We start from the raw sequence: 19,871 nt of genomic DNA on the forward strand, positions 1-19,871 counted from the left end.
CATGTCAGCTAGAGACATCCCCCTGCGGCTGCGGCAAGAGCAGGTCCTCACCTTCATCAAGGACTCGACCGCACGCCGCGGATTCCCGCCCTCGTACCGTGAGATCGGCGACGCGATCGGGGTGAGCAGCACCTCCACCGTCAAGTACCACCTGGAACGCCTCGTAGAGCTGGGACATCTCACGCTTGATCCAAAGCGTCCCCGTACGTGTCGGATAGCGCTCGACACCGAGCCGCCCGAGCCTGCGCACGACCTCCCGACGGCCGCGTGCCACTTCCTTACGCCCACGCCCACCGAGGACGCCTCCGGGACGGCGTACGTCCTGCAGATCATGCTCGGACCACGCCTCGGCCACGCCCTGCTCAACGGCGCCCAGCTGACCGTGGAGCACGACACGCAGCCCGACCCCGACCGGCCGGTGACGGAGCACGCCACCATCGTCGGCCGGGTCACCGCCGTCACGCACCCGCTGTAGCGGCGTCACGCCCGCCACCAGGATGCGCGCCTGCCCGCTCGCGACCCGACCCCGCCCTCGGTTTCCCCAGTGACTGGCCTGCACGAAGGCGTGGCCTCTTGCTCGCCATACGGATGGAGGATCTTCTGTGACCGCACCGGCGCTCGCCACCACCACGGCGGCACTGCTCGTCAACGATGACGGGTACTTTCTGCTCCACCTGCGGGACGCGAACAAGGCCATCGCCGCCGCCGGACAGTGGTCGCTGCCCGGCGGCCATCCCGAAGCTGGTGAGAGCCTGGATGAGGCGATCACCCGCGAACTGCGCGAAGAGGCCGGCCTGGACATCCCCGGGCTGGCCCCGTTCGCCATCGTCGAGCACACCGACGCCGACGACAAACCCGTCAGCCGCGTCCAGGTGTACGTCGGCTGCTGGAACGGCGATCCCGCGCTGCTGCCGCTCACCGAGGGGGTCATGCTGCGCTGGACCGATCCGGCGCAGATCCCGTGTCTGACCATGGCCCCGGGGACCACGGCCGTCCTCGACCACCACCGCACCGCACCGCGTGCCCGGCCCCGCGCCGGTGAGGCTCTGCCGGTGCTCCGTGTCCGCAGTCGCGACACGAGGACCGTGCCGGTCGTGATCGGCGTCCACCTGTATCTGGAACGGGACGGCGAGATCCTCCTCGGGCTGCGCCACCCCGACTCCGCCTACGCGCCGCTGCAGCACCACTTCCTGGCCGGGCACTGCGAGCAGGAGTCCGCCACCGCCTGTCTGGTCCGGGAGGCATGGGAGGAGGCCGGTCTGGTGATCAGCGCCGAGGATGTCGAGCTCGTGCACACCGTGCATCTCGTGGATGCGCCCGGCGGCCAGCCCCGTATCCAGCTGGTCTTCCGCGCCCACCGGTGGCATGGCGAGCCGGAGGTGAAGGAGAAGGACAAGTGCGTCAGCTGGGGCTGGTGGCCGATCAACGCACTGCCCGAGGCGACCGTCACCTATACCCGGGTCGCTGTCGACTGCATCCAACAGGGCGGCCGTTACAGCGAACTCGGCTGGACCTGACCCCGCCCCCTGTCCTTCTCACCGTCCTCAAAGGAGACGCTCACCGTGCCTGACTCCCCCGCACCCGCCCCCTCGGCCTCGCCCGCCGGGGACGACAGCGATGCGGCAGCAACAGCGCGCTCGGCCATGGTCGCCCGCCTCCACAAGGCCGGGAACCTGTCCCCGGGCCCGCTCACCGAGGCACTGCTGGCGCTGCCCCGCCAGATCCTGCTGCCGCAGGCGTACGTACGGCGCAGCGCCCCGGATCAGACCGTGCCGCGCTGGGAGCTGCTGGACTGGGCGGTGACCGATGACCAGGAGGAGCTGCTGCGCGTGCTGCACAGCGGCGACAGCGTCGCCGTCCAGCACGACGGCGAGGCGCTGCTCGGGCGGGCGCGCGGCTGGCGTTCGGGCGGGGCGATGACCTCCATGTCCAGCGTGATGGGCATGACCGCCGAGCTGCTGCAGGAGCTGGATTTGCGCGGCGGGCAGCGGGTGCTGGATGTGGGGACCGGCGCGGGCGTAACCGCCGCCGTGGCCTGCCACCTGTGCGGCGACGGGGGCGTGACCACCATCGACCGCGATCCTCATCTGACCGCTGCCGCCGAAGTCCGCCTCGCCCGGCTGGGGTTCGAGCCTGCGGTCGTGGCGGGGGACGGGGAGGCGGGCTGGCCCCCGCGGGCGCCCTATGACCGGGTGTTTGTCTCCTTCGCCGTTCCCAGGGTGCCGCCGGCGCTGGTGCAGCAGCTCGCGCCCGGGGGCCGGCTGCTGGCCACCGTCGGCAGCAGCTCGCCGTCCTGGCCCGGGCTGGCCGTGGTCACCAAGAACGCGCAGGGGCATGCCCAGGGCATCTTGCGGGCGGTGGAGTTCGGGCACCGCGCCGGGTGGGGCTGGGAGCGCCCCTTTCTGGACGCGGCCTTCCGAAGCCGGATGACCACGCAGGCGGGCGTCACGGTGTCGGGGCTGAGGCCGCCGCCACCCGATGCGGCACGGGGGTTCTGGCTGGCGCTCGGTCATCTGCGGCCGGGCCTGGTGCGGCACTTCGGCGCCGAGGAGGTGGCCATCGGTGCTCCCCAGGACGACTCCTGGGTGCGCGTGGGGCGGAACGGCGCAACGTGCACGGTCACGGAGTTCGGGCCGCGCGGGATCTGGCAGGAGATCGAGGAGATCGCCACCCGGTGGCGGGCGGCCGGCGAACCCGGCGAGTACCGGATCGAGTTCGATCCCGACGGCACGCAGTGGGCGGTCGCCGGCTCCGGCCGCACCCGGCTGTCCTGGCCCCTGAACGACGACCGCCCCTTCGAGTGCGAGAACGGAGAACCGCGGTGAACCACCCCGCCCCCTCCCATACCGCCCCGGATCCGGTGGCGCCTCCGCCGCTGTCCGGGACGATGGCGCGGGCGTACGCCCGCTTCCGGCCTCGGGTACCGGATGAGGTGGCCTGGCTGCTGGCCGACGCCATGGCGGGCATGCCGGCGGTGACGCTGCTGGATCTCGGCGCGGGCACCGGGCAGGTCGCCGCCGCGGTGCTGCCCGCGCTGCCCCGCATCCGGCGCGTGGATCTGGTCGACCCCAGCCGGGCGATGCTCCGCGAAGCAGCCCTGGCCCTGCACCCCCTGATGGGCGATCGGTCCCTGGCCTGCCACGAAACACCTGCCGAGCACTACGCCGCACGCGGCCCGGCATGCCGAGCCGATTTGATCACCTGCGCGCGGGCCTTCCACCGGATGGACCGCGCCGCCGTGCTGGCGATGGCGGAACGCATCGCCGCCCCGCACACCGTGCTCGCGCTCCTGGACGACGGCCCTCTGCTCGCCCACCGCTCCGACTGGGCAGGCCCGTTGCGGGAGTTGATCCAGTCCTCTCTCGACCCCGACCACAGCCCCGCAAGGCCCTCGCCCCGCTCCGCGCAGCACCTGCACTACGAGAGCGAACTGGCCGGCTCCGCGTTCAGTGACGTCAGCCGGCACCTGTTCCGCTTTCCGCGCACCTGGACACCCCAGCAGGTGATCGACTGCCTGCGCACCACCTCCTGCGCCCGCCCCGAGCGGTTCGGCGGGCAGCACGCCGCGTTCGAGGCCAAGGCCGCACGGCTGCTGGAAACCTACGCATCCGACGGGCTGTTGACCGAGCAGGTGGACTTCACCGTGCTGCTCGCGCGCCGCCCCCGGGGCGCGAGGTGAGCGGGCACAGCGCCGCAGGGCGCTATCGAGTTCCTGCCGATGTGCACCTGATCTTGTTGCGCGAAGGCCCCACGGGGCAGCAGGTGTTGCTGTCGCGGCGGGCCGGTGGGGTGTATGCGAGCGGGATGTGGCATCTGCCGTCGGGACACCTCGACGGCCCGCACGAAGACGTCATCGACGGCGGCTGGCGCGAACTCCTGGAAGAGACCGGCGTACGCACCGGGCGGGCTGACGTGCAGGCGGGGGTCACCGTCCATCACCGCGCCCCGGCCGGCGCCGCGCGGATCGGCGTGTTCCTCGTCATCCGTGTCTGGGAGGGCGAGCCGGAGATCACGGAACCGGAACTGTGCGACGGGATGGACTGGTTCGGGTGGCAGGCGCTGCCGGAGCCGATGGTGGCCTACTGCCGAGCCGGTCTGGACGCCTACCGTGCCGGCGCCCGCCTGGCCGTCCACTTCCAGGAGCCCGGTGACCCGATCGCCTACGATCCCGCCGTCGACCGGCTCTACATCGTCCCCGACGCACCGCTCCAAGACGATGCGGAGCGTCCGGAGGAGGCGGTGCGGGTCTTCGCCGAGCAGGCGGTGGGCCGGATCACACACTGGGCGGACAGCTCGTGGCCGCGGGAGGAGAGCCAGGTCTGGCGGGCCACCGGGGCACGCGGCGGCGCCTGGTACGTCAAGCGGCACCAGAACGACCGGTTCCACGCCCGGGAGGTGAAGGCGCTGCGGCACTGGGTTCCTGCTCTTGGCACGCGGGCGCCACGCCTGGTCGCCACCGACGGTCCGGGCCGCCTCGTGGTCCTGACGGAAGTAGCCGGACGCCCCCTGCACGGCCAGGCCCTGCCCGCCGCACTGGAGCAGGAGGTGCATCGGCAGGTCGGGGAACTGACGGCCCGCTACCACCACGCGGCCCCCGCGAACGTGGCCCCGCCGCCCGGGCCCGGCAAACTCCACCGGCACCTGGACAGCGCCCGCCCCCTGCTGGCCGCCGGGGACGAGGACCTCGCTCTCGCCCTCGCCGCGCGCCGCGACACCCTGCCACCCGCGCCGCATGTGCCCACCCATGGTGACCTCCAGCCCCGCAATATCCTCCTGGAGACCGTCGGTGACGGAAACCTGCGGGCCGGGCTGATCGACTTCGAACGCAGTGAACTCGGCCCCGCAGTCCGCGACTTCGTGCGGCTGTCCGATACCTGGCTGGGCCGCCCGGACCTGATGGAGGCGTTCTTCACCGGCTACGGACGCCACCTGACCACGGAGGAGCTGGAGCGGCTGCGCTGTGAAGCCGCCCTCGACGCCGTCAGCGGCATCGCCTACGGCCGCACCCACCACGACCCCGAACTCCTCGAACGTGGACTGCGCACCCTACGCGCCCTGCGCACCCACACCTTCCTCTGACATCCCTCCCCTTCTGCCCGGCAAGGAGCCTTCCCGGTGGCCTACACCACGCCCGATGAGTGGAATACGCACTACACCGACGGCGGTGCGTTCCGCAAGCTCGGTGACGCCGAGCGCCAGTTGCTCGCCCGGCACGCCCCCGCCCCGGACAACGGTGTCGCCCTGGATGTCGGCTGCGGCACCGGGGAACTGGCCCGCCATCTCGCCGACAGCGGCTACACGGTCGATGCCCTCGACTACGCCCCCGCCGCGCTCGCCCGCGCCGAAGCCGACACCGGCCCCGATACGCCGGTCACCTACCTGCTGCTCGACATCGAGGACGACGGCCCCCAGGCCCTGCCTCACCCCGCGTACGACCTGATCATCTGCCGTCTGGGCTGGGCGTTCATCCATGACCGCACCCGCGTGATGAACCAGCTGCGCGAACGCCTGCGCCCCGGCGGCGCCCTGTGCGTCATCACGCCCGTCGCCTCCACCGTGCCGGACGGCAAGCGGGACATCGCCCTGGACGAGGCGGAGATCACTCTGCTGTGCGCGGGCTGGAAGATTGCCGACCGCCACGACGCCGACGGACTCGCCGTGATCGTCCTGCGGGAGCCCGTGGCGGTTGCGGTCCGGTGCGCAGGGAAGGGCCGGCCGTCTCCGCACGCCCTGACCGGGGCCGGCGTCGTCGTCACCGACCCGCGGGGGCGGATTCTGCTCGGCTGGTCGGCCCGCCGCGGGGTCTGGGAACTGGCCGGCGGGAAGAACGACGCCGACGAGGATTTCGTCGCCGCGGCCGTGCGGGAGCTGAAGGAGGAGACCGGGCTGGCCGCTCGCGCTGAGGATGCGCGGTTGCTGGCCCTGCTGATGGACTCCGTCCACAGCATCCCCCGGATGACCGCCGCCGTCCGCGTCACCGCCTACCACGGTGAACCAGCCGTCCGTGAAGCGGACTTGATCAGCCGCTGGGAGTGGATGGAGCCCGCCGACCTGCCCTGCCTGGCCCAGCCGCTGTTCACGCCGAGCGCGCACGTCATCGACACCGTCTGGCCCGGACTGCTGCCCGGGCTGCCGCCCGTCCACCGCTATTCGATCACCCCCGCCGCGATCCCGGAACCCGCCGAACAGGCCGCCAAAGCCGCGGAGTTGCGGCACACGATGGCCGACCGGCTGATCCGCGACGGCTATCTGGAGGAGGGCAGCGCGATCGAGACCGCGTTCCGGCAAGTTCCCCGACACTGGTTCCTGCCCGGCATCGACCTGGACGACGCCTACGACCCGATGACGGCGCCCGTCACCCGACGCGCCCCCGGCGGGCAGGCCACCAGCAGCGTCTCAGCCCCCTGGCTGCAGGCCGTCATGCTCCGCGACGCCCGTCTGGGCCTCGGCGACACCGTGATCGAGATCGGCTCCGGCCCCAACGCGGCCCTCGCGCAGGAACTCGTCGGTCCGCACGGCCGGGTGACGAGCATCGACATCGACCCCTTCGTCACCGACCGCACCCGGCGCTTCCTCGACGACACCGGCTACCACGACGTCCGTGTCCACCTCGGCGACGGAGAACAGGCCCCCGCCACGCTCGCCCAGCCCGGCAGCGTCGACGCCCTGATCGTCACCGTCGAGGCCCGTGACATCCCGCCCGCCTGGACCGACTGCCTCACCGAGGGCGGCCGGCTCGTCGTCCCGCTGCGCATCCACGGCTACACCTGGTCCATCCCCTTCACCAAACGCCACGGCACGCTCGTCGCGGACGAATACACGGTGTGCGGCTTCGTCCCCCTCCAAGGCCCCGGCTACCGCCCGGATCACACCGTCCGGCTGCGCGACGGGGAGGTCACCGTCCGCTTCGCCGACGGCACCCCCACCGACACCAGCCGCCTCGAAGCCGCGCTCGCCATGCCCCGCACTGAATGCTGGACCGGCGTCACCATCGGCGCAGACGTCCCCTTCGACATGCTGATGCTGTGGCTGGCCACCCACCTCGACGAAGGGTTCGCCCGCCTCACCGTCGATGCGGATCTCGACACCGGCCTCCTCCAGCGCCCGAGAGGCTGGGACGCCGCCACCCTCGTTCGCGACGACTCCCTCGGCTATGTCCTGACCCGCAAACTCCCCGATGCCCCGACCCGCGAACCGCTGTGGGAATTCGGCATCCACGCCTACGGACCCCACGCCCAGCAGCTCGCCGACACCCTGGCCGGACTCGTCACCACCTGGGACCGCCACGCCCGCACCCTGAGCCCCCAGCTCACCGGGTATCCCGCCGCTCGCGCCGCCGCGGAACTGCCCCCAGGCCACGTCCTGGACAAACCGCACACCCGGCTCGTCTTCGACTGGAACCACGACACGCCCTGACGCACCCTGTCCTGCCGCGCCAGGTACCCCGCCGGCCCCGCACCCGTGTCCCGCATACGTCCTGATGATTCGGAGGACCTCATGTCTGCCCCGCCGCCCAGCTCCGCCACCCCGCCCCGCCCCGGATCGACGCCCGCCGCCTACGGGGCCTCCCGGGCCACCCTGTGGACCGGCGCGTCCGTGCTCATCACCGACCTAGCCGACCGCATCCTGCTGGAGCGCGTCACCTACCGCACCACCCGGCTCTTGCCCGGCGGCGCCGTAGACGACAAGGAAGCCCCCACCCGGGCAGCTGCCCGCGAGGTCCTGGAGGAACTGGGCATCCACCTGCCGATCAGCCGGACCCTGGCTGTGGACTGGGTCCCGTCCACCACACCCGGATACGACCCCGCGCACTTCCCCGGCGAGATCATTTACGTCTTCGACGGCGGTACCTGGGACAGCGAACAGATCGCCGCGATCCGCCCGCGCCAAGGCGAGATCGAAGGCGTCGACTTCGTCGATCCCGCCGACCTCCCCGCCCTGATGGCGCCCGGCAACGCCCGCCGCGCCCTGGCCGCTTTCCACGCCCGCACCACCGATGGTGCGGTGGTACTGCAAGACGGCTACCCGATCACTCCGCCGTCCCCTGCTTCTTGACCCGTCTGCCCAGGTCAACTCGCCTGCTGTGAAAGGACTTCGTGTTGCTGAAGATAGGCAACTACAACGCCTACAAACTCCGTCTCGACGCGCTGGGAACCGCCGCCTGGAACGCACGCGTCGCAGCGGTCCGCGAACTCGACCCAGATCTTCTCGGCATCCAGGAAATCGTGGTCGATACGCCGAACACTCCGCGCGAGCAGTGGGATGCCGTAGCCGCCGAGACGGTGGCAGCGTTCGCCGACGGCTGCGGACTGACCGCCGAGATCACTCCCACCGACGGGTATCCGCACGGCGTGGCGATGGCCGCCGACGGCCACCCCCACCGAGCCTGGTACACGGCCGTATTGTGGAACCCCCGTACGGTCGGCTACGTCCCGGGCAGCTACCGGCCCCTCGGTGTTCCTGACTTCTGGCACGGACTGACCACGGCGGCCTTCGACATCGGCTCCGCCGAGCCCCTCACGATGGTCGCCTACCACGGAGATCCGTTCCGGCCGAACTGGCGGGCGGAGGAAGCCTTGCGCATCAAGGGCCTCCTGCGCCGCACCGGAGGGGTGAGGCCCGCTCTCGTCGTCGGTGATTTCAACGCCCTGTCCGCCGCCCAAGTGCCGGGCCCGGACGGGGCACCGGTCTACTACGACAGCGAGGCATATGCCCAGCAGGACCACGACGATCTCGAATACCAGGTCCAGGCCGGCACCATCGGCGGAGCCCAGCTGGCCGACCGGCGCCAGAGCGAAATCCTGCTGCGCCGCGGCTACATGGTGGACGTGGCGGCCCATCTGGGCGTTCCGTGGCAGGCCACGGTGGGGCACTGGGGAGACGGGAAGGGCGACCCCGACCCCTGGGGCGAGCGCAGGATCGACCTGATCTTTGCCACCCGGCCCGTCGCTCCCGCCGTGACCGGGTACGGCGTCCTGGACAGCAAGACCGCGCTGGCCGGTTCGGACCACCGGATCATCTGGACGACCGTCGATCCCACTCTCATCACGGTTCAGGGAGGTGGCCGGTGAGACGGTTCCTGAACCCGGAGCGGCTGTGGACTGCGGCGGACGGACCGGACGAGGACCGGATCAAGCCTCACGTGCTGTGGCTGCCGCACGACCAGCTACAGGTACTGGCCTATTTCGCCCGTCTCCGTGAAGTACTGGCGCCCTACCAGGACTTCATCACGCCGGTCGCCGAGCCCGACCTCCATATGACGATCCAGAAGATCGACCCCCGCGACGGCGACGGACGGCGCCTCGATGCCGAGCGCCTGCTGCACGCCGCGCCGGTTCTTCAGAAGGCGCTCTCCCGTGTGGCGCCGATCAGCATCGAGATCGGCCCGCCCCGCGCGTCCGCATCCGCCCACCGATGTGTGGCCGGAGGACGAACTGCACCAGCTCTACGTGGGCGTCCGGGCCGGACTCGGCGCCGCCGGACTGACCCTGCCCAAGGCCGGCAACTGGTCGCCACCTTCGCGACGCAGACCGACCGCAACCGGGCGGAGCTGGGCCGCGCGCACCTCGATGCCATCTTCGTCCACAACCCCGAACACACCACACTGCCCCCCGACGCCCTCCACGTCGTTCTGCGGGAAGCGTTCGCCGTGCTGGAGGCCGAAGCCGCCGCCGGGCACATCGGCGCCTACGGCATCGCCACCTGGCACGGCTTCATCGAGCACCTGTTCACCGTCGAGATCCTCGACCGCCTGGCCACCGAAGCGGCCGGCAGTGCCGCTCACCACCTCCGCGTCATCCAGCTTCCCGTCAGCCTCGTCCTGGACATCGCCCTCGCTCAGGCTCTGGACCACGATGGGCCGATCGCGGAAGCCGCCGCCCATGGTTGGTCCGTGCACGCCTCTGCGCCCCTGCACGGCGGCGAACTCCCCGGCCTGGCCACCCCGGAACTCGCCGCCCTGCTGCGCAGCGGGCTGTCCACCGCCCAAGCGTGCCTGCTGGCCGCCGCCTCCTGCCCAGGCGTCTCAAAAGTCCTGCTGTCCGCCTCCACTGCGGCACACTGGGACGCCGCACGCGCCGCGCTCGCCGAGCCGCCCATCCCAGCAGATGCCCTGCGGAAGGTCCTCGATGTACTCGCCCCCCACCAGCCTTGCTGACGAACAGCGCATCCTCGCCGCCCAGCCCCGGGCTGCCGAGGCCCTGGAGGTGACCGTCAGCGGGCCGCGCCGCTGGGGCTACGCCGGCCGTTCCCTGGGACAGCAAGCCCACCACCTCCGCCACGGCGCGTGCTGGCTGCGGCTGATCTCCGCCCCAGTCGACAAAGCACACGGAAAGCTCTGGGACGGCACCCGCCTCGCGGCAGCTACCTTCCCCGACGTGCGCCGCCCCGCCCTGCACGGCATCCATGACCTCGTCCGGGAGGACACCGCCTACCGCGCCGAACTCAGCGCACTGGTCACCTCCCCGGTCTGCTCACCCGACCCCGTCCTGCGCACCGAACTCGCCCTGCCTGACACCTGGTGGAAGAGCCTGCGCGCGGACCTCGACACCATCGCCGCCACTCCCACCGACCGCACCGCCGTACGGCAGGAGTGGATCAACCGGGCCGTACCTCAGTTCACCGGCCGTCCCGCACCGGTCATCGAGCACTGGGCGACGGCCCATGGTGACCTCCAGTGGGCCAACCTCACAGCCGACGGCCCCACCCTCCTGGACTTCGAGGGCTTCGGGACCGCGCCCCTGGGATACGACTGCGCCCTGCTGTACGTCTACTCGCTGCTCGCCCCTCGCTCTGCGGACCAAGTCCTCGCACAATTCCCTGTGTTGACCAGCGAAGCGGGCCGAGAAGCGCTTCTCATCGTCGCGGCGGACCTCCTTCAGTCCTGCTCGCGCGGCGACCACCCGGAACTTGCCGAGCCCCTCCGGACACTCACAGCAACCCTGGGGTGAGCGGACCCAGCTTCCTGAATCGGCCTACCCGGCACCGTGTCCACGCGCTCCGGGTACCGGTCTGCGGTCGACAGTGTGCTGTCGGGTAGCGCCTTTCGTTACCTCTACAGCCCGCCATCAGCATCGGGAAGCCTCCCGTGTTCCGTCACCACGACGCCTGCTGATCGTCTACCGTCTGGAGGAGTTCACGAGGCGTACCTCCGGGATGCCCCGCAGCACGGGCCCCGTGGCGGCTCGTTCAGGTGAGCTGGTTGACGGGTGCGAAGGAGAAGCTGCTAATGATGACGTTGACCCGTGAAGCCGACTTCAACGCGATCCACACCCAGTCGACTCTGCCGTCCTGGCACATGTGCCACCCGCCCCACCAGCATCGCTGGACGGTGCGGCTGGAGATAGCCGCCGCCGACAACCTGACCGCAGACGAGTCGGTCGCGGTGCACACCGCATTCGCCGAGTTCGACGCCTGGATCGACGCGTACCTGCACCAGCAGAATCTGAACACGCTGGACGATTCGCTGGCGCAGAACTGCGGGGCGTGGCAGCTGGGCAAGTGGATCTTCACCATCTGGGCGGGCAGGGTCCCGCATCTGGCTGCGGTGCACGTGCAGGGCCCGACGCGTGCCCATGCGCTCGACCGGGGCGAGCGGCTGGTCGTCACCTACCGTCCCCAGGACGACGCAGCCCACGGCCGCTTCGCGCTGGAGAACGACAACATCCGGGCCGCCGGAGTCGACGTGTCCTGGGAGGAGTTCTGGTCCGGTCCCGACGGGGCCAGGACCGTGGAGATGGTCAAACACGTCACGGTGCACTTCGCCGAAGGCCATCAGCCCTACACCCGCCGGCGTGCGGGCAACGTCCTGTCCGAGTGCACCGCCCCGGGCGACCAGTTGCTGCGCGTGGAGCGGCTCACCATCGAATACCGCTATGCCGCCGAGCACACGTTCCACGGCACATGGCTGCCCGCGGAGTGGTGGGCCTACGCCACCCTCGCCACGACCGTGCACGCGGACGAGTCTGGCCAGGTCATCGAGCCGCACCGCGAGCAGACCCTGTACACGCTGGGCTCGAAAGACCTTCCCTCCTGGGTGACATCGCTGCAGCGGACCCACCTGCCTGCCCTGGACGAGCTGCCGCCACCGCCCGAAGCCGCCCGCTCCTGAGCAGTGTGCGAGATAGCGGCGGCCAGGCGTCCGGAGGCGCCTGCTGCTGCGGACGGGCAATCAGTCCGCAGACATCCGCGCGGTAGCGCCGCCTGTGATCGTCGCCCCGTTGTGTCACGCCAGCAGGTCAGCGGTAAAACGGGACAGGTGGCGCGGGTCAGAGCGTTCGCCGCAGGCGCTGCTGGTGACGGGGAGGTCCCCCTCGACGGCCACCGCAGCGCCGATGGGCACTCCGGCGTATGCAAGGGCGTTGCGTACGCGCCGGACCTCCAGCCGGTCGTGGGCCGTGGTGTGTCCCTCGGCGCACACAAAGGTGACCTCGGGGCCGTCCACCCGCAGGACGCCGCCCTCGCTTCCGGTACAGGTGTCGCATTTGACCGGTCGGATGGCGCGGGCAGTGACGATCTGGACGTAGCGGCTGACCAGGACCGTCAGAGTGCTGAGGGAGGGCAGCGGTACCGGCGTCTGCCGGATGTCGGCTTCGTCCAAGGAGCTGATCACGTCGTGCAGTCCGCGCACGGCCGTCCACAGCACCGGGGGCTGTCCCGGTGCGTCGCCCATCGGCTCGCCCGGCGCCTCCAGCCAGCTGCTCAGATTCCTCCACAGCCTGTCCAGCGGGCCGGAGCCGTCACCGACGCCCAGAACGCCGGCGCTTTGTCCCGCCGCCTCGATCCGCCGGCTCAGCTCCTCCGGCTCCCTGCCCTGGGCGCGCAGGTACTCGGCCGTGACGGCCAGGGGGATGGACTGCGGGGGTTCCTCACGCTCGACCGACAGGGTGAGCAGGACAAAGGAGAGTGCCCCGATGTCGCCGGGGCGGTCATCCCAGGTGGGCGCGAGAAGCTGGGCGGCGCGTGCCACGGCGGCCCGCCACACGTCCGGCGCCGTCGTGGGCAGCAGGTAGGCCATCTCGTCCGGCAGCGTCCGTGGAGGCAGGGCAACCGTCATACGGCGACTCCAAGCAGGTACGGGGAAGGGTCAACGGGGCGCCGGGGTGTGCGGGTTCGCCAACTGGTCGAGACTACCGCGTGAACGCGCGCCCGCGCTGGGCTCCATGGCGGCACCTGTGCCCAGCATGATGCCCTCTGACACCTCTCCCATCTCCCGGGCGAGCGTCGCCTCTGAATGTGTCACCGGATCCCGCCGACGGAAGCGCGCGGGTTCCAGGAATCCGAGGCTCGTAGGAGTGAGAACTCGCACGTGGGAGGTATGGATTCAGGGTAATGGCATGCGAGTTCGGCTGTGGGTGCTTAGCGTGGATCTCCGCGATCAGTGCCAGTTGCTCAGGGAGAGTGGGCGGTGGGGTGGACACGAACAGCGTCCGAGGTATTGCACCGCGGACCTTTCATCGCCCTGAATCGCGACTCGGTCATCCGGCCGGACGGTAGCCCCGGCACCTACGAACATGCAAGCGTCGATGACGGAGTCCGCATCGTGGCCCTCGATGACGAAGGACGAATCGCCCTTGTCGAGGACGACTTCTATCTCCAGGAGCGTCGCGTCCTCCATCTTCCTGGGGGTGGCGTCGGTGGTCAGAATCCACACGTGGCGGCCGTCCGGGAACTGGAAGAGGAGACCGGCCTGGTCGCGAGGGAGACACGTCTGCTGGGCGTAATCGACCCGCTCCCCGCGATCACGGGTGCACGAACACATCTCTACCTAGCCACGGGTCTTCGGCCGGGCCGCATTCACCGCGACGCGACCGAGATCGGGATGGCGGTGCAGCGCTGGAAACTGGACGACGCCGTCGAGGCGGTTCGATCCGGCAGGATCACCGAGGCTGGGAGTGTGGTCGCCCTCCTCCTGGCCGATCACTCACGGGCATAGGCTGAGTGGCGTGAACGAGGTCTGGTTGGAGATCAACGAATGACCGCCACAGCCACCCACGTCTACGTGGTGACGCACAGCGCTACCCAGGTCGGGAAGGTCGGGATCGCCGACCTCGACTCGTCGCGGATCGCCCAGCACCGGAGCAAGGGGTGGCACCTGTACCGCGCCGTGCTGCTCCCCTCCCGGGAGCCCGCACGGCAGGTGGAACGGTCCGTCCTTCGGCAGCTCAAAGCCGACGGGGTGAGCGCGCACATGCCGGCAGAGCGCATGCCACAAGGCGGCCAGAGCGAAACCGTGAACCTCGACGAGGTGTCAGCAGCGGAACTGTGGAAGCGGGTGGTCGCGGCGGTCGGCGATGTGCAAGCTCAGGCGGACATGTCCCGCGTTGTGCTGTTCCTCGCCCGCATGGAGGGCGCCCGTGTTCTGGTCGTCGGGACGGACGAGCCGCTCGGGCCGTCCAAGGGGAGCCCCGAGTGCGCCGTCGGCGAGGAACTCGCCGACGGCGGATGGCTGGTGTACGCGGCGAACATGACCGCCGCCGAGTCGGACACCGCGCTGCGCGGTCTCAGAAGATGGGCAGCCACCGCCGGTGTGACCGAATCCGAGGCGATGCGCACGGCACACTGGCCAGTGCCGCTGCTTCGCAACACCTACATGCTGAACGGCCCAGCGGACGAGGAGTTCCGTCAGCGCGCATAGCGGTCGGGGTGCCGCTCTACCCACTCTTCGCATGACGGTACGTCGCCAACCGCGTGGATGACCGTGGGCAGGACGGCGTTCCTGCACGTGGGCTTCGGTGATCGGCGGTTTTCGGTAGTCGGAGGCGGCCCGTGATCTTCTGCCGCTTGGTGCCCCGGGCTCGCTTCCCAGGGCCGGCGATGTAGCTGTCCAAGTGGCGCGGGGTGATCCGCCACGACGCCAGCGCATAATAGTCGCACAGCTCGATGACCGGCTTGATCAGCTGGTCGAGTGTGCTCGGGGCCGTGCAGGCGGCCACCGGACGTGGGCCGGGCATCGTGGGGTGTCGGGGCGCTCACCCGCGGTCCGCGTTGCTGGTGCGCCGGCTCAGGGTGACCGGGACCGGGGTTCCGGTCGTCGGGGAGGGCCGGCAGACGATGCCGTAGTCGCGGGCGAAGGCGTTGGCCTCGGCTTCCGAGTTGGTCAGCCGGTGCAGGTGGAGGGCATAGGCGACCGACGTGATCTGCTGCTGGGTCAGGCACAGCCACCAGCGGTTGTCGCTGCGGCTGAACGGTGCGGTGCGCACACGCTCGGCGAGCCCCTCCGCCGGCCCCGTGGCCAGGGCATGGGCGAGACGGACAAAGACCCGTACCGCGTCCATCTGGGCCGGGCGCAGCTCCACGAGCTGTTCTCCGGGCCCGGGTTCAGGCGCACCGAAGGGCTGCGGCGGGCCAGCGTGGGCGTAGGTGTGCACGTCACGGCCGCTGGAGGTCAGCCTCGCTGCCCAGCGCACGGGCCGGGACAAGCGAGCGGACAGTTCCGCTCGGACCTCTCGGTCCGCCAGTTCCACCAGCCCCTCGTTCACCAGCGCCACCACACGCTGCTGGTCCTGAACGGGTACACCGTCCACGACCCACGTCTCGCCCGCGGCCTGCTCGTGCTCCCACAGCAGGTCCAGCAGCGCGATCCGTTTCTCGGAGTGCCTCAAGACGTCCCCCTGTTCGGTCTCGATCGGCAGCGGGCGAGTTCATCGTCCCTGTCCATGGCTCGTGTTGCAGTGTTTCCCTTTACCGTCACTCCGGTGATCGAGCACGAGGCGGTACGCACGCCGCCACTCCGCGACCGGGGTCGATGTCACGCTGAAGGGTCTCTAACCATCGGCGACCGGCACCCTGGTCGGCGACGGCGGCAGCGTTGCCTGCCATAGCTCCGCCGAACCTGGAGGGCGAGGGGCCTCAGCCGACCAGACCGCGGCCTGCACCGCGGCCCGGGCCACGTGGGAGTATGCGGCAGGAAGACAGCGTGAACTCGTCGGCTTGAGGAAGGCTCGGCATGACAGGGCAGTGGGGTCTGGCGGTCGCCAGGGCGCAGCAACTGGCGTCTGCCGCCTTGACCGTCTTTGACAACAACAACTGGGAGGACACCGGTACCCGCAACGTGCTGGCCATCGCCCTTGCCGCACTGGGCCGCCAGAGGACAGGCGGCGTGGAGGCGGTGACATCCGGATCGCTGCTGTGGCATCTCTCGCGCCTGGACGGCGGTGTCCGGGAGCTCGCCATTCCCCTGGTCGGCGAGGACCTGGCCCTGGCCACGGACACCGATCCCACCACGGTGGACAACAGTGATCCGGTGATCGCCACTTGGCTGTGGCTGACCCGCACCTGGCCCGCCGACCCCCACCGCCCTGACTCGAAGCAGAGGTGGGGCGGCATGACACGCGGCGTCGCACGCGGTTCGGCGGAACCGGCCGTCGTGGTCTGCCACGGCAGGGCCGTGCACGCCGTCTGCCACGCCCTGGAGGAAGAGCTGCACCGCTCCCTGCCTGCCGGCACCCAAGTGCAGGGCGTCGGCGGGGAGTTCGACGGCGTCACCGGCTCCGTGATCGCCCCGGCCTGGTACTTCGACGACGAACGCCGAGACCTGTCCGGCGGCCCCCTGCCGCACGGATACCACGTCCAGCTGACCCAGCCCGACGCCGACGACACGGTGGACGTCATCTGGCGCACCGCGGCGCTGCAGGTCGTCCTGGACGAAGAGGCGTGGGAAGAAACCCACCACAGCGCCTACGGGCTGGACGCCTGGACACGGGCCGAGCGCCAAACATGGGAACTGTGCCAACGGCACCTCGACTACCACGTCGACGACCTCGACCTGTACGCCTCCGGCACCGCCTCCACCCCCGAGGCCATCAGTGAGCGTGAGCTCACGTGGCTGCCGGCCAACCGGATCCTGGCGCTGGCCGTGTGGCGCGCGGCACGCCAGGAAGGGCTGCTGGTCGACGACGTGGACCTGGCCCGAACCCTGTGGTGGCTGGGCGGGGCCCTGCACGAGCGCCTGTTCGCCGACCCTCTGCCGGTCTGCAACCCCGATGTCGTTGACCTCTCCTGGCAGGAGCTGAGCGAGGAGCACGAACTGCTGGAGGCGGCCCGGGGGATAGCGACCTGGCATCTGCTCCGCGACCTGCACGAGAGCCGCCCGTTGCGCGACACCGCGGACCCCACCAGTCTTCAGCCGCCGCCCCTGCTGCTCGGCGCCCGCTGCCGGGACCTGACGTCCGGGCCGTTCCGCGACGAGCGCCCGCCGCGGTGGCAGCCCGCCGTCGATTACGCCGCCGAGGCCGTCACCGGCGCCCTGCGCCAACTGCACGCTGGAGTGTGGGAGCCCCAGGCCCAGGCGCGGCAGGCCGCGGCCGAGCTGCTGCCCACGCTCCAGGCGCCGCCCGACACCCCCGAACTGCCCGCCCACGTCCAGGGGCCGGCCTGGATCCAGCGCGCTATGCGGATCGGGCACCTCCGCGCCACGCTCCGGACCGTCCAGGACCACCACAAGGGTGAGACCGAACTCGACGTCGGTCCCGGTCAGCCGCTCGGCCTGGCGATCGGCACAGTCTGGAACGCCCTGGACGACAGCACTCGGGCCCTTTCCGGTCTTGAAGCGGTGTGGGCACAGCGGCAGCACGACGTGGCCCGGTGGGAACGCATCCACATCCCTCTCACGATGCGTGCGTACATCCGCGCCCTGGAAGACCTCACCTCCGCCCTGGGCACCCTGTGCCTCGATCTGTGCACCGGTCGCGCCAGCCACTAGACGTACCGCCCGGCCAGACACCCTGACGCCGGCGGGCGTCAGGGTGCTCAACCTCCTCTGATGGGGATTCTTGAAAACGACCAGGGCTGCTCGTCGCCCCACTCGCTCCGGCGTTCAACGAAGTGGGGAGTTTCAGCGAGCGAGGCGCGCGTTGTCGACCGGGGCCGCCCGCTCGTGGAGTGTGCGGGCCGTGCCGGCCGGTCAAGGGCGCCTGCGGCGGCACTACGCGCTGGCCTCCGGCCACTCTGGACAGTCCGTCCCGCCCCTGGACCTGGCTCGGGTACCGCCGAGATACGGGTCAAAGGGGCAATCAGTGGATCTTGAACGCGGAAAGTCCCAGGTCACGGCGCTGGTCCGAGCGTCGGGGCATCACAGCCTCGACGCTCGGTGGCGACCGATCAAGTCTGGAGCCAGAGCTCCAGCGCAAGGCGCAGGACGACCTTCACCACCTGCCACGCGATCCACCTGCTGGCAGCCTTCGCCGCATTGTGCCGCAGCTCCTTGTCGCGCCAGGCGGCCGTGAACTTGTTCATCGTGTCCCCTCCTTGAGGTCGACCCGTGTGGTCGATAGCCCCAGGAAGCCGGTCGGATGTGCATCTCGTCGTCGGCTGAACCCCGCTGAACGGGGTGTTCAGCCAGGTCAGACCTGGTGGAATTGCCGTTCAACGAACGTTCGGACTGAACAGGGGGGCGCATGAGTGACACGCCGGCGGTTGATCGGCTCGCCACCACGCTGAAGCAGCTCTTGGAAGTGACAGGCCTGTCACGGGGGCAGATCGAGACCTACGGGAAGACACAGACGCCGCCGGTGAATCTGGGTAAGAGCAAGACCAGCCCGTGGTTCAACGGGAAGTCCGTGCCGGAGCCCGGGCGGCCGTTCAACACCTTGGTTGGGTTCCTTGAGGACCAGGCCTTCCGAAAGGTCGGGCGTCCGAAGCAGGGGGTGGGCAGGTGGGAGCTGCTGCGCAAGGCGGCGGCTGAGGAGCGTCGCTTCCTGCCATCGGGCTCGGACGACACTGCGCCTCCGCCGCAGACCGTCGTGAATGGCGCTTCTGTCGCACCGTCCGGTCCGCCGTCTGACTCCGACCGGCTCAAGGCGGGCCGGTTGCTAGATCTGCTGCCTCCTGACGGGCCTTGGAACGCCTGGCTTCGCAAGGCAGCAACTCTGTTCCGGGTGCCCCTCTCGGTGAGCCACGTCGTTTGTGACGCCTATGAGGCGCTGGACGGTGACGTGTTCGACTACGTCGATCCGGCCGTGCAGGAGGCCCACAAGGTCGTCCTGGTTCGTCTGGAGGCGTTCTACGACGAGCTGAACGGCATGCACGATGTCTCCGATGAAGGCCGGCCGTTCCTGGAGATGAGCTACCCGGGCACCACGGCCGAGCGCAACGAGCTCAACCGGCAGGCATGCCAAGCCCGGGATGAGTTCCTGAGCGCGTACAGGATTCTGGTGAATCTGCTGAATGCCCGGGCTCTGCTTCCGTCTGGGAGCCCTGCCGCGCAGGACGTCGGTTCCCCTGGCGGAGAGGCTGGCAAGCCGGACATCGGCGTGGAGCTGCTGGCCGGGTGCACGCTGGAGGCTGGCGGGATCATCAGCGTTCCCGTGGGGCTCGCAGGCCAGGAGGGGCGACGGGGCTTCTCCGAGCCGTATTACCTCGTTGTGAGGGCCGCCAACCGTGGTGTCCACGAGGTGCAGATCGAGGACGTACGCATCGAGGTCGACTACGGGGGCGGAGCCCCCGCGCTGTACCTCTTCCCTCCCGACGGGCCTGGACGGAAGGTCCAGCTGCCTTTCAGGCTGAGCAGCCATTCGGGTGGGCAGGTGCTTGCCAACGCGGCGGAACTGGGGCACGCGGTCGCTCAGGTTGGTCGGGAGCATCGGGCGCTTCCGCAGCGTGTGAGGCCCGTGGCGCGGACCGGGTCGGGCATTAACTACGAAGGAGCATGGATCGCTCTGGAGGATGTCAGCCCGTTTCTTCTGAAGGCACTGGGCGGCGGCGCAAGGTAGGCGTTTGAGGGCGGGGCGTTGAGCAGGGAGAACACGGTTCCTGCTTCGTATCTGGCCCAGAAACCTGCGAGAGACCTACGGTCGTGACCTGGGACTTTCCGCGTTCAAGATCCACTGATTTCCCCTTTTGACCCGCATCTCGGCGATACCCGTGGCTGGCTA

General features: G+C 70.2%; 18 protein-coding genes. 15 read left to right on the plus strand and 3 right to left on the minus strand.

Features of this window, described 5'->3' with window-relative positions; genetic code table 11:
• The first annotated feature begins 1 nt into the window (after position 1).
• The 11 genes from ABZ928_RS41260 (at position 2) to ABZ928_RS41310 (ending at position 12,109) form a co-directional block, all read left to right on the plus strand.
• The gene (locus ABZ928_RS41260; RefSeq protein WP_361530849.1) at positions 2-475 is read left to right on the plus strand and encodes a hypothetical protein; all 474 of its coding nucleotides are present in this window, start codon (positions 2-4) and stop codon (positions 473-475) included.
• A 127-nt stretch (positions 476-602) separates the two neighbouring features.
• Positions 603-1,517, plus strand: a complete 915-nt coding sequence (locus tag ABZ928_RS41265; protein WP_361530852.1) for an NUDIX hydrolase — start codon at positions 603-605, stop codon at positions 1,515-1,517.
• A gap of 45 nt (positions 1,518-1,562) precedes the next feature.
• Positions 1,563-2,825 (plus strand): methyltransferase domain-containing protein, encoded by a 1,263-nt coding sequence (locus tag ABZ928_RS41270; RefSeq protein WP_361530855.1) that lies wholly within the window; start codon positions 1,563-1,565, stop codon positions 2,823-2,825.
• Positions 2,822-3,679: a class I SAM-dependent methyltransferase gene (locus ABZ928_RS41275; RefSeq protein WP_361530858.1), complete on the plus strand. Its 858-nt coding sequence runs from the start codon at positions 2,822-2,824 to the stop codon at positions 3,677-3,679. Before ABZ928_RS41270 ends, ABZ928_RS41275 begins: the two co-directional genes overlap by 4 nt.
• A gap of 41 nt (positions 3,680-3,720) precedes the next feature.
• Positions 3,721-5,079, plus strand: coding sequence for a phosphotransferase (locus tag ABZ928_RS41280; RefSeq protein WP_361530861.1), 1,359 nt, complete (start codon positions 3,721-3,723; stop codon positions 5,077-5,079).
• 36 nt (positions 5,080-5,115) lie between these two features.
• Positions 5,116-7,416 carry a methyltransferase, FxLD system gene (gene fxlM, locus ABZ928_RS41285; RefSeq protein WP_361530864.1) on the plus strand — a complete coding sequence of 767 codons (2,301 nt, stop codon included), beginning with the start codon at positions 5,116-5,118 and terminating at the stop codon, positions 7,414-7,416.
• 81 nt (positions 7,417-7,497) lie between these two features.
• A complete protein-coding gene (locus ABZ928_RS41290) occupies positions 7,498-8,055 on the plus strand; it encodes an NUDIX hydrolase (protein ID WP_361530867.1) in 558 nt (185 codons plus the stop codon).
• 41 nt (positions 8,056-8,096) lie between these two features.
• Positions 8,097-9,071, plus strand: coding sequence for an endonuclease/exonuclease/phosphatase family protein (locus ABZ928_RS41295; protein WP_361530870.1), 975 nt, complete (start codon positions 8,097-8,099; stop codon positions 9,069-9,071).
• Positions 9,068-10,156 (plus strand): hypothetical protein, encoded by a 1,089-nt coding sequence (locus ABZ928_RS41300; RefSeq protein WP_361530873.1) that lies wholly within the window; start codon positions 9,068-9,070, stop codon positions 10,154-10,156. The genes ABZ928_RS41295 and ABZ928_RS41300 overlap by 4 nt, the downstream gene beginning before the upstream one ends.
• Complete coding sequence (locus ABZ928_RS41305) at positions 10,128-10,949, plus strand: hypothetical protein (RefSeq protein ID WP_361530876.1); 822 nt, start codon at positions 10,128-10,130, stop codon at positions 10,947-10,949. The genes ABZ928_RS41300 and ABZ928_RS41305 overlap by 29 nt, the downstream gene beginning before the upstream one ends.
• A gap of 278 nt (positions 10,950-11,227) precedes the next feature.
• On the plus strand, positions 11,228-12,109 hold the full coding sequence (locus ABZ928_RS41310) for a 6-carboxytetrahydropterin synthase (RefSeq protein WP_361530879.1): 882 nt from the start codon (positions 11,228-11,230) through the stop codon (positions 12,107-12,109).
• 114 nt (positions 12,110-12,223) lie between these two features.
• On the opposite strand, the gene ABZ928_RS41315 is transcribed toward ABZ928_RS41310, so the two are convergent.
• The gene (locus tag ABZ928_RS41315) at positions 12,224-13,054 is read right to left on the minus strand and encodes a hypothetical protein (protein WP_361530882.1); all 831 of its coding nucleotides are present in this window, start codon (positions 13,052-13,054) and stop codon (positions 12,224-12,226) included.
• Positions 13,055-13,540: 486 nt separating this feature from the next.
• On the opposite strand from ABZ928_RS41315, the gene ABZ928_RS41320 reads away from it, so the two are divergent.
• On the plus strand, positions 13,541-13,933 hold the full coding sequence (locus ABZ928_RS41320) for an NUDIX hydrolase (RefSeq protein WP_361530885.1): 393 nt from the start codon (positions 13,541-13,543) through the stop codon (positions 13,931-13,933).
• A 39-nt stretch (positions 13,934-13,972) separates the two neighbouring features.
• Entirely contained in the window at positions 13,973-14,635 is a 663-nt protein-coding gene (locus tag ABZ928_RS41325) for a hypothetical protein (RefSeq protein WP_361530888.1), read from the plus strand.
• Positions 14,636-14,969: 334 nt separating this feature from the next.
• Here the strand turns inward: ABZ928_RS41325 and ABZ928_RS41330 are convergent, their stop codons facing one another.
• Entirely contained in the window at positions 14,970-15,602 is a 633-nt protein-coding gene (locus ABZ928_RS41330; protein WP_361530891.1) for a DUF6417 family protein, read from the minus strand.
• A gap of 344 nt (positions 15,603-15,946) precedes the next feature.
• Between ABZ928_RS41330 and ABZ928_RS41335 the strand changes: the two genes are divergently transcribed.
• Complete coding sequence (locus ABZ928_RS41335; RefSeq protein ID WP_361530894.1) at positions 15,947-17,701, plus strand: hypothetical protein; 1,755 nt, start codon at positions 15,947-15,949, stop codon at positions 17,699-17,701.
• Between the two features lie 398 nt (positions 17,702-18,099).
• Here ABZ928_RS41335 and ABZ928_RS41340 read toward each other — a convergent pair whose 3' ends face one another.
• Complete coding sequence (locus ABZ928_RS41340) at positions 18,100-18,234, minus strand: hypothetical protein (RefSeq protein WP_361530897.1); 135 nt, start codon at positions 18,232-18,234, stop codon at positions 18,100-18,102.
• A gap of 161 nt (positions 18,235-18,395) precedes the next feature.
• On the opposite strand from ABZ928_RS41340, the gene ABZ928_RS41345 reads away from it, so the two are divergent.
• The gene (locus tag ABZ928_RS41345; RefSeq protein WP_361530900.1) at positions 18,396-19,709 is read left to right on the plus strand and encodes a hypothetical protein; all 1,314 of its coding nucleotides are present in this window, start codon (positions 18,396-18,398) and stop codon (positions 19,707-19,709) included.
• The last annotated feature ends 162 nt before the right edge of the window (positions 19,710-19,871 follow it).

The sequence above is a fragment of the Streptomyces sp. NPDC046909 genome (genome assembly GCF_040644695.1).
Taxonomy (GTDB): domain Bacteria; phylum Actinomycetota; class Actinomycetes; order Streptomycetales; family Streptomycetaceae; genus Streptomyces.

Coding starts and splice junctions, on each gene's coding strand:
- ABZ928_RS41335 (WP_361530894.1), top strand. CDS start 15,947: ATGACAGGGCAGTGGGGTCTGGCGGTCGCCAGGGCGCAGCAACTGGCG.
- ABZ928_RS41310 (WP_361530879.1), top strand. CDS start 11,228: ATGATGACGTTGACCCGTGAAGCCGACTTCAACGCGATCCACACCCAG.
- ABZ928_RS41340 (WP_361530897.1), bottom strand. CDS start 18,234: ATGAACAAGTTCACGGCCGCCTGGCGCGACAAGGAGCTGCGGCACAAT.
- ABZ928_RS41315 (WP_361530882.1), bottom strand. CDS start 13,054: ATGACGGTTGCCCTGCCTCCACGGACGCTGCCGGACGAGATGGCCTAC.
- ABZ928_RS41345 (WP_361530900.1), top strand. CDS start 18,396: ATGAGTGACACGCCGGCGGTTGATCGGCTCGCCACCACGCTGAAGCAG.
- ABZ928_RS41260 (WP_361530849.1), top strand. CDS start 2: ATGTCAGCTAGAGACATCCCCCTGCGGCTGCGGCAAGAGCAGGTCCTC.
- ABZ928_RS41305 (WP_361530876.1), top strand. CDS start 10,128: ATGTACTCGCCCCCCACCAGCCTTGCTGACGAACAGCGCATCCTCGCC.
- ABZ928_RS41290 (WP_361530867.1), top strand. CDS start 7,498: ATGTCTGCCCCGCCGCCCAGCTCCGCCACCCCGCCCCGCCCCGGATCG.
- ABZ928_RS41325 (WP_361530888.1), top strand. CDS start 13,973: ATGACCGCCACAGCCACCCACGTCTACGTGGTGACGCACAGCGCTACC.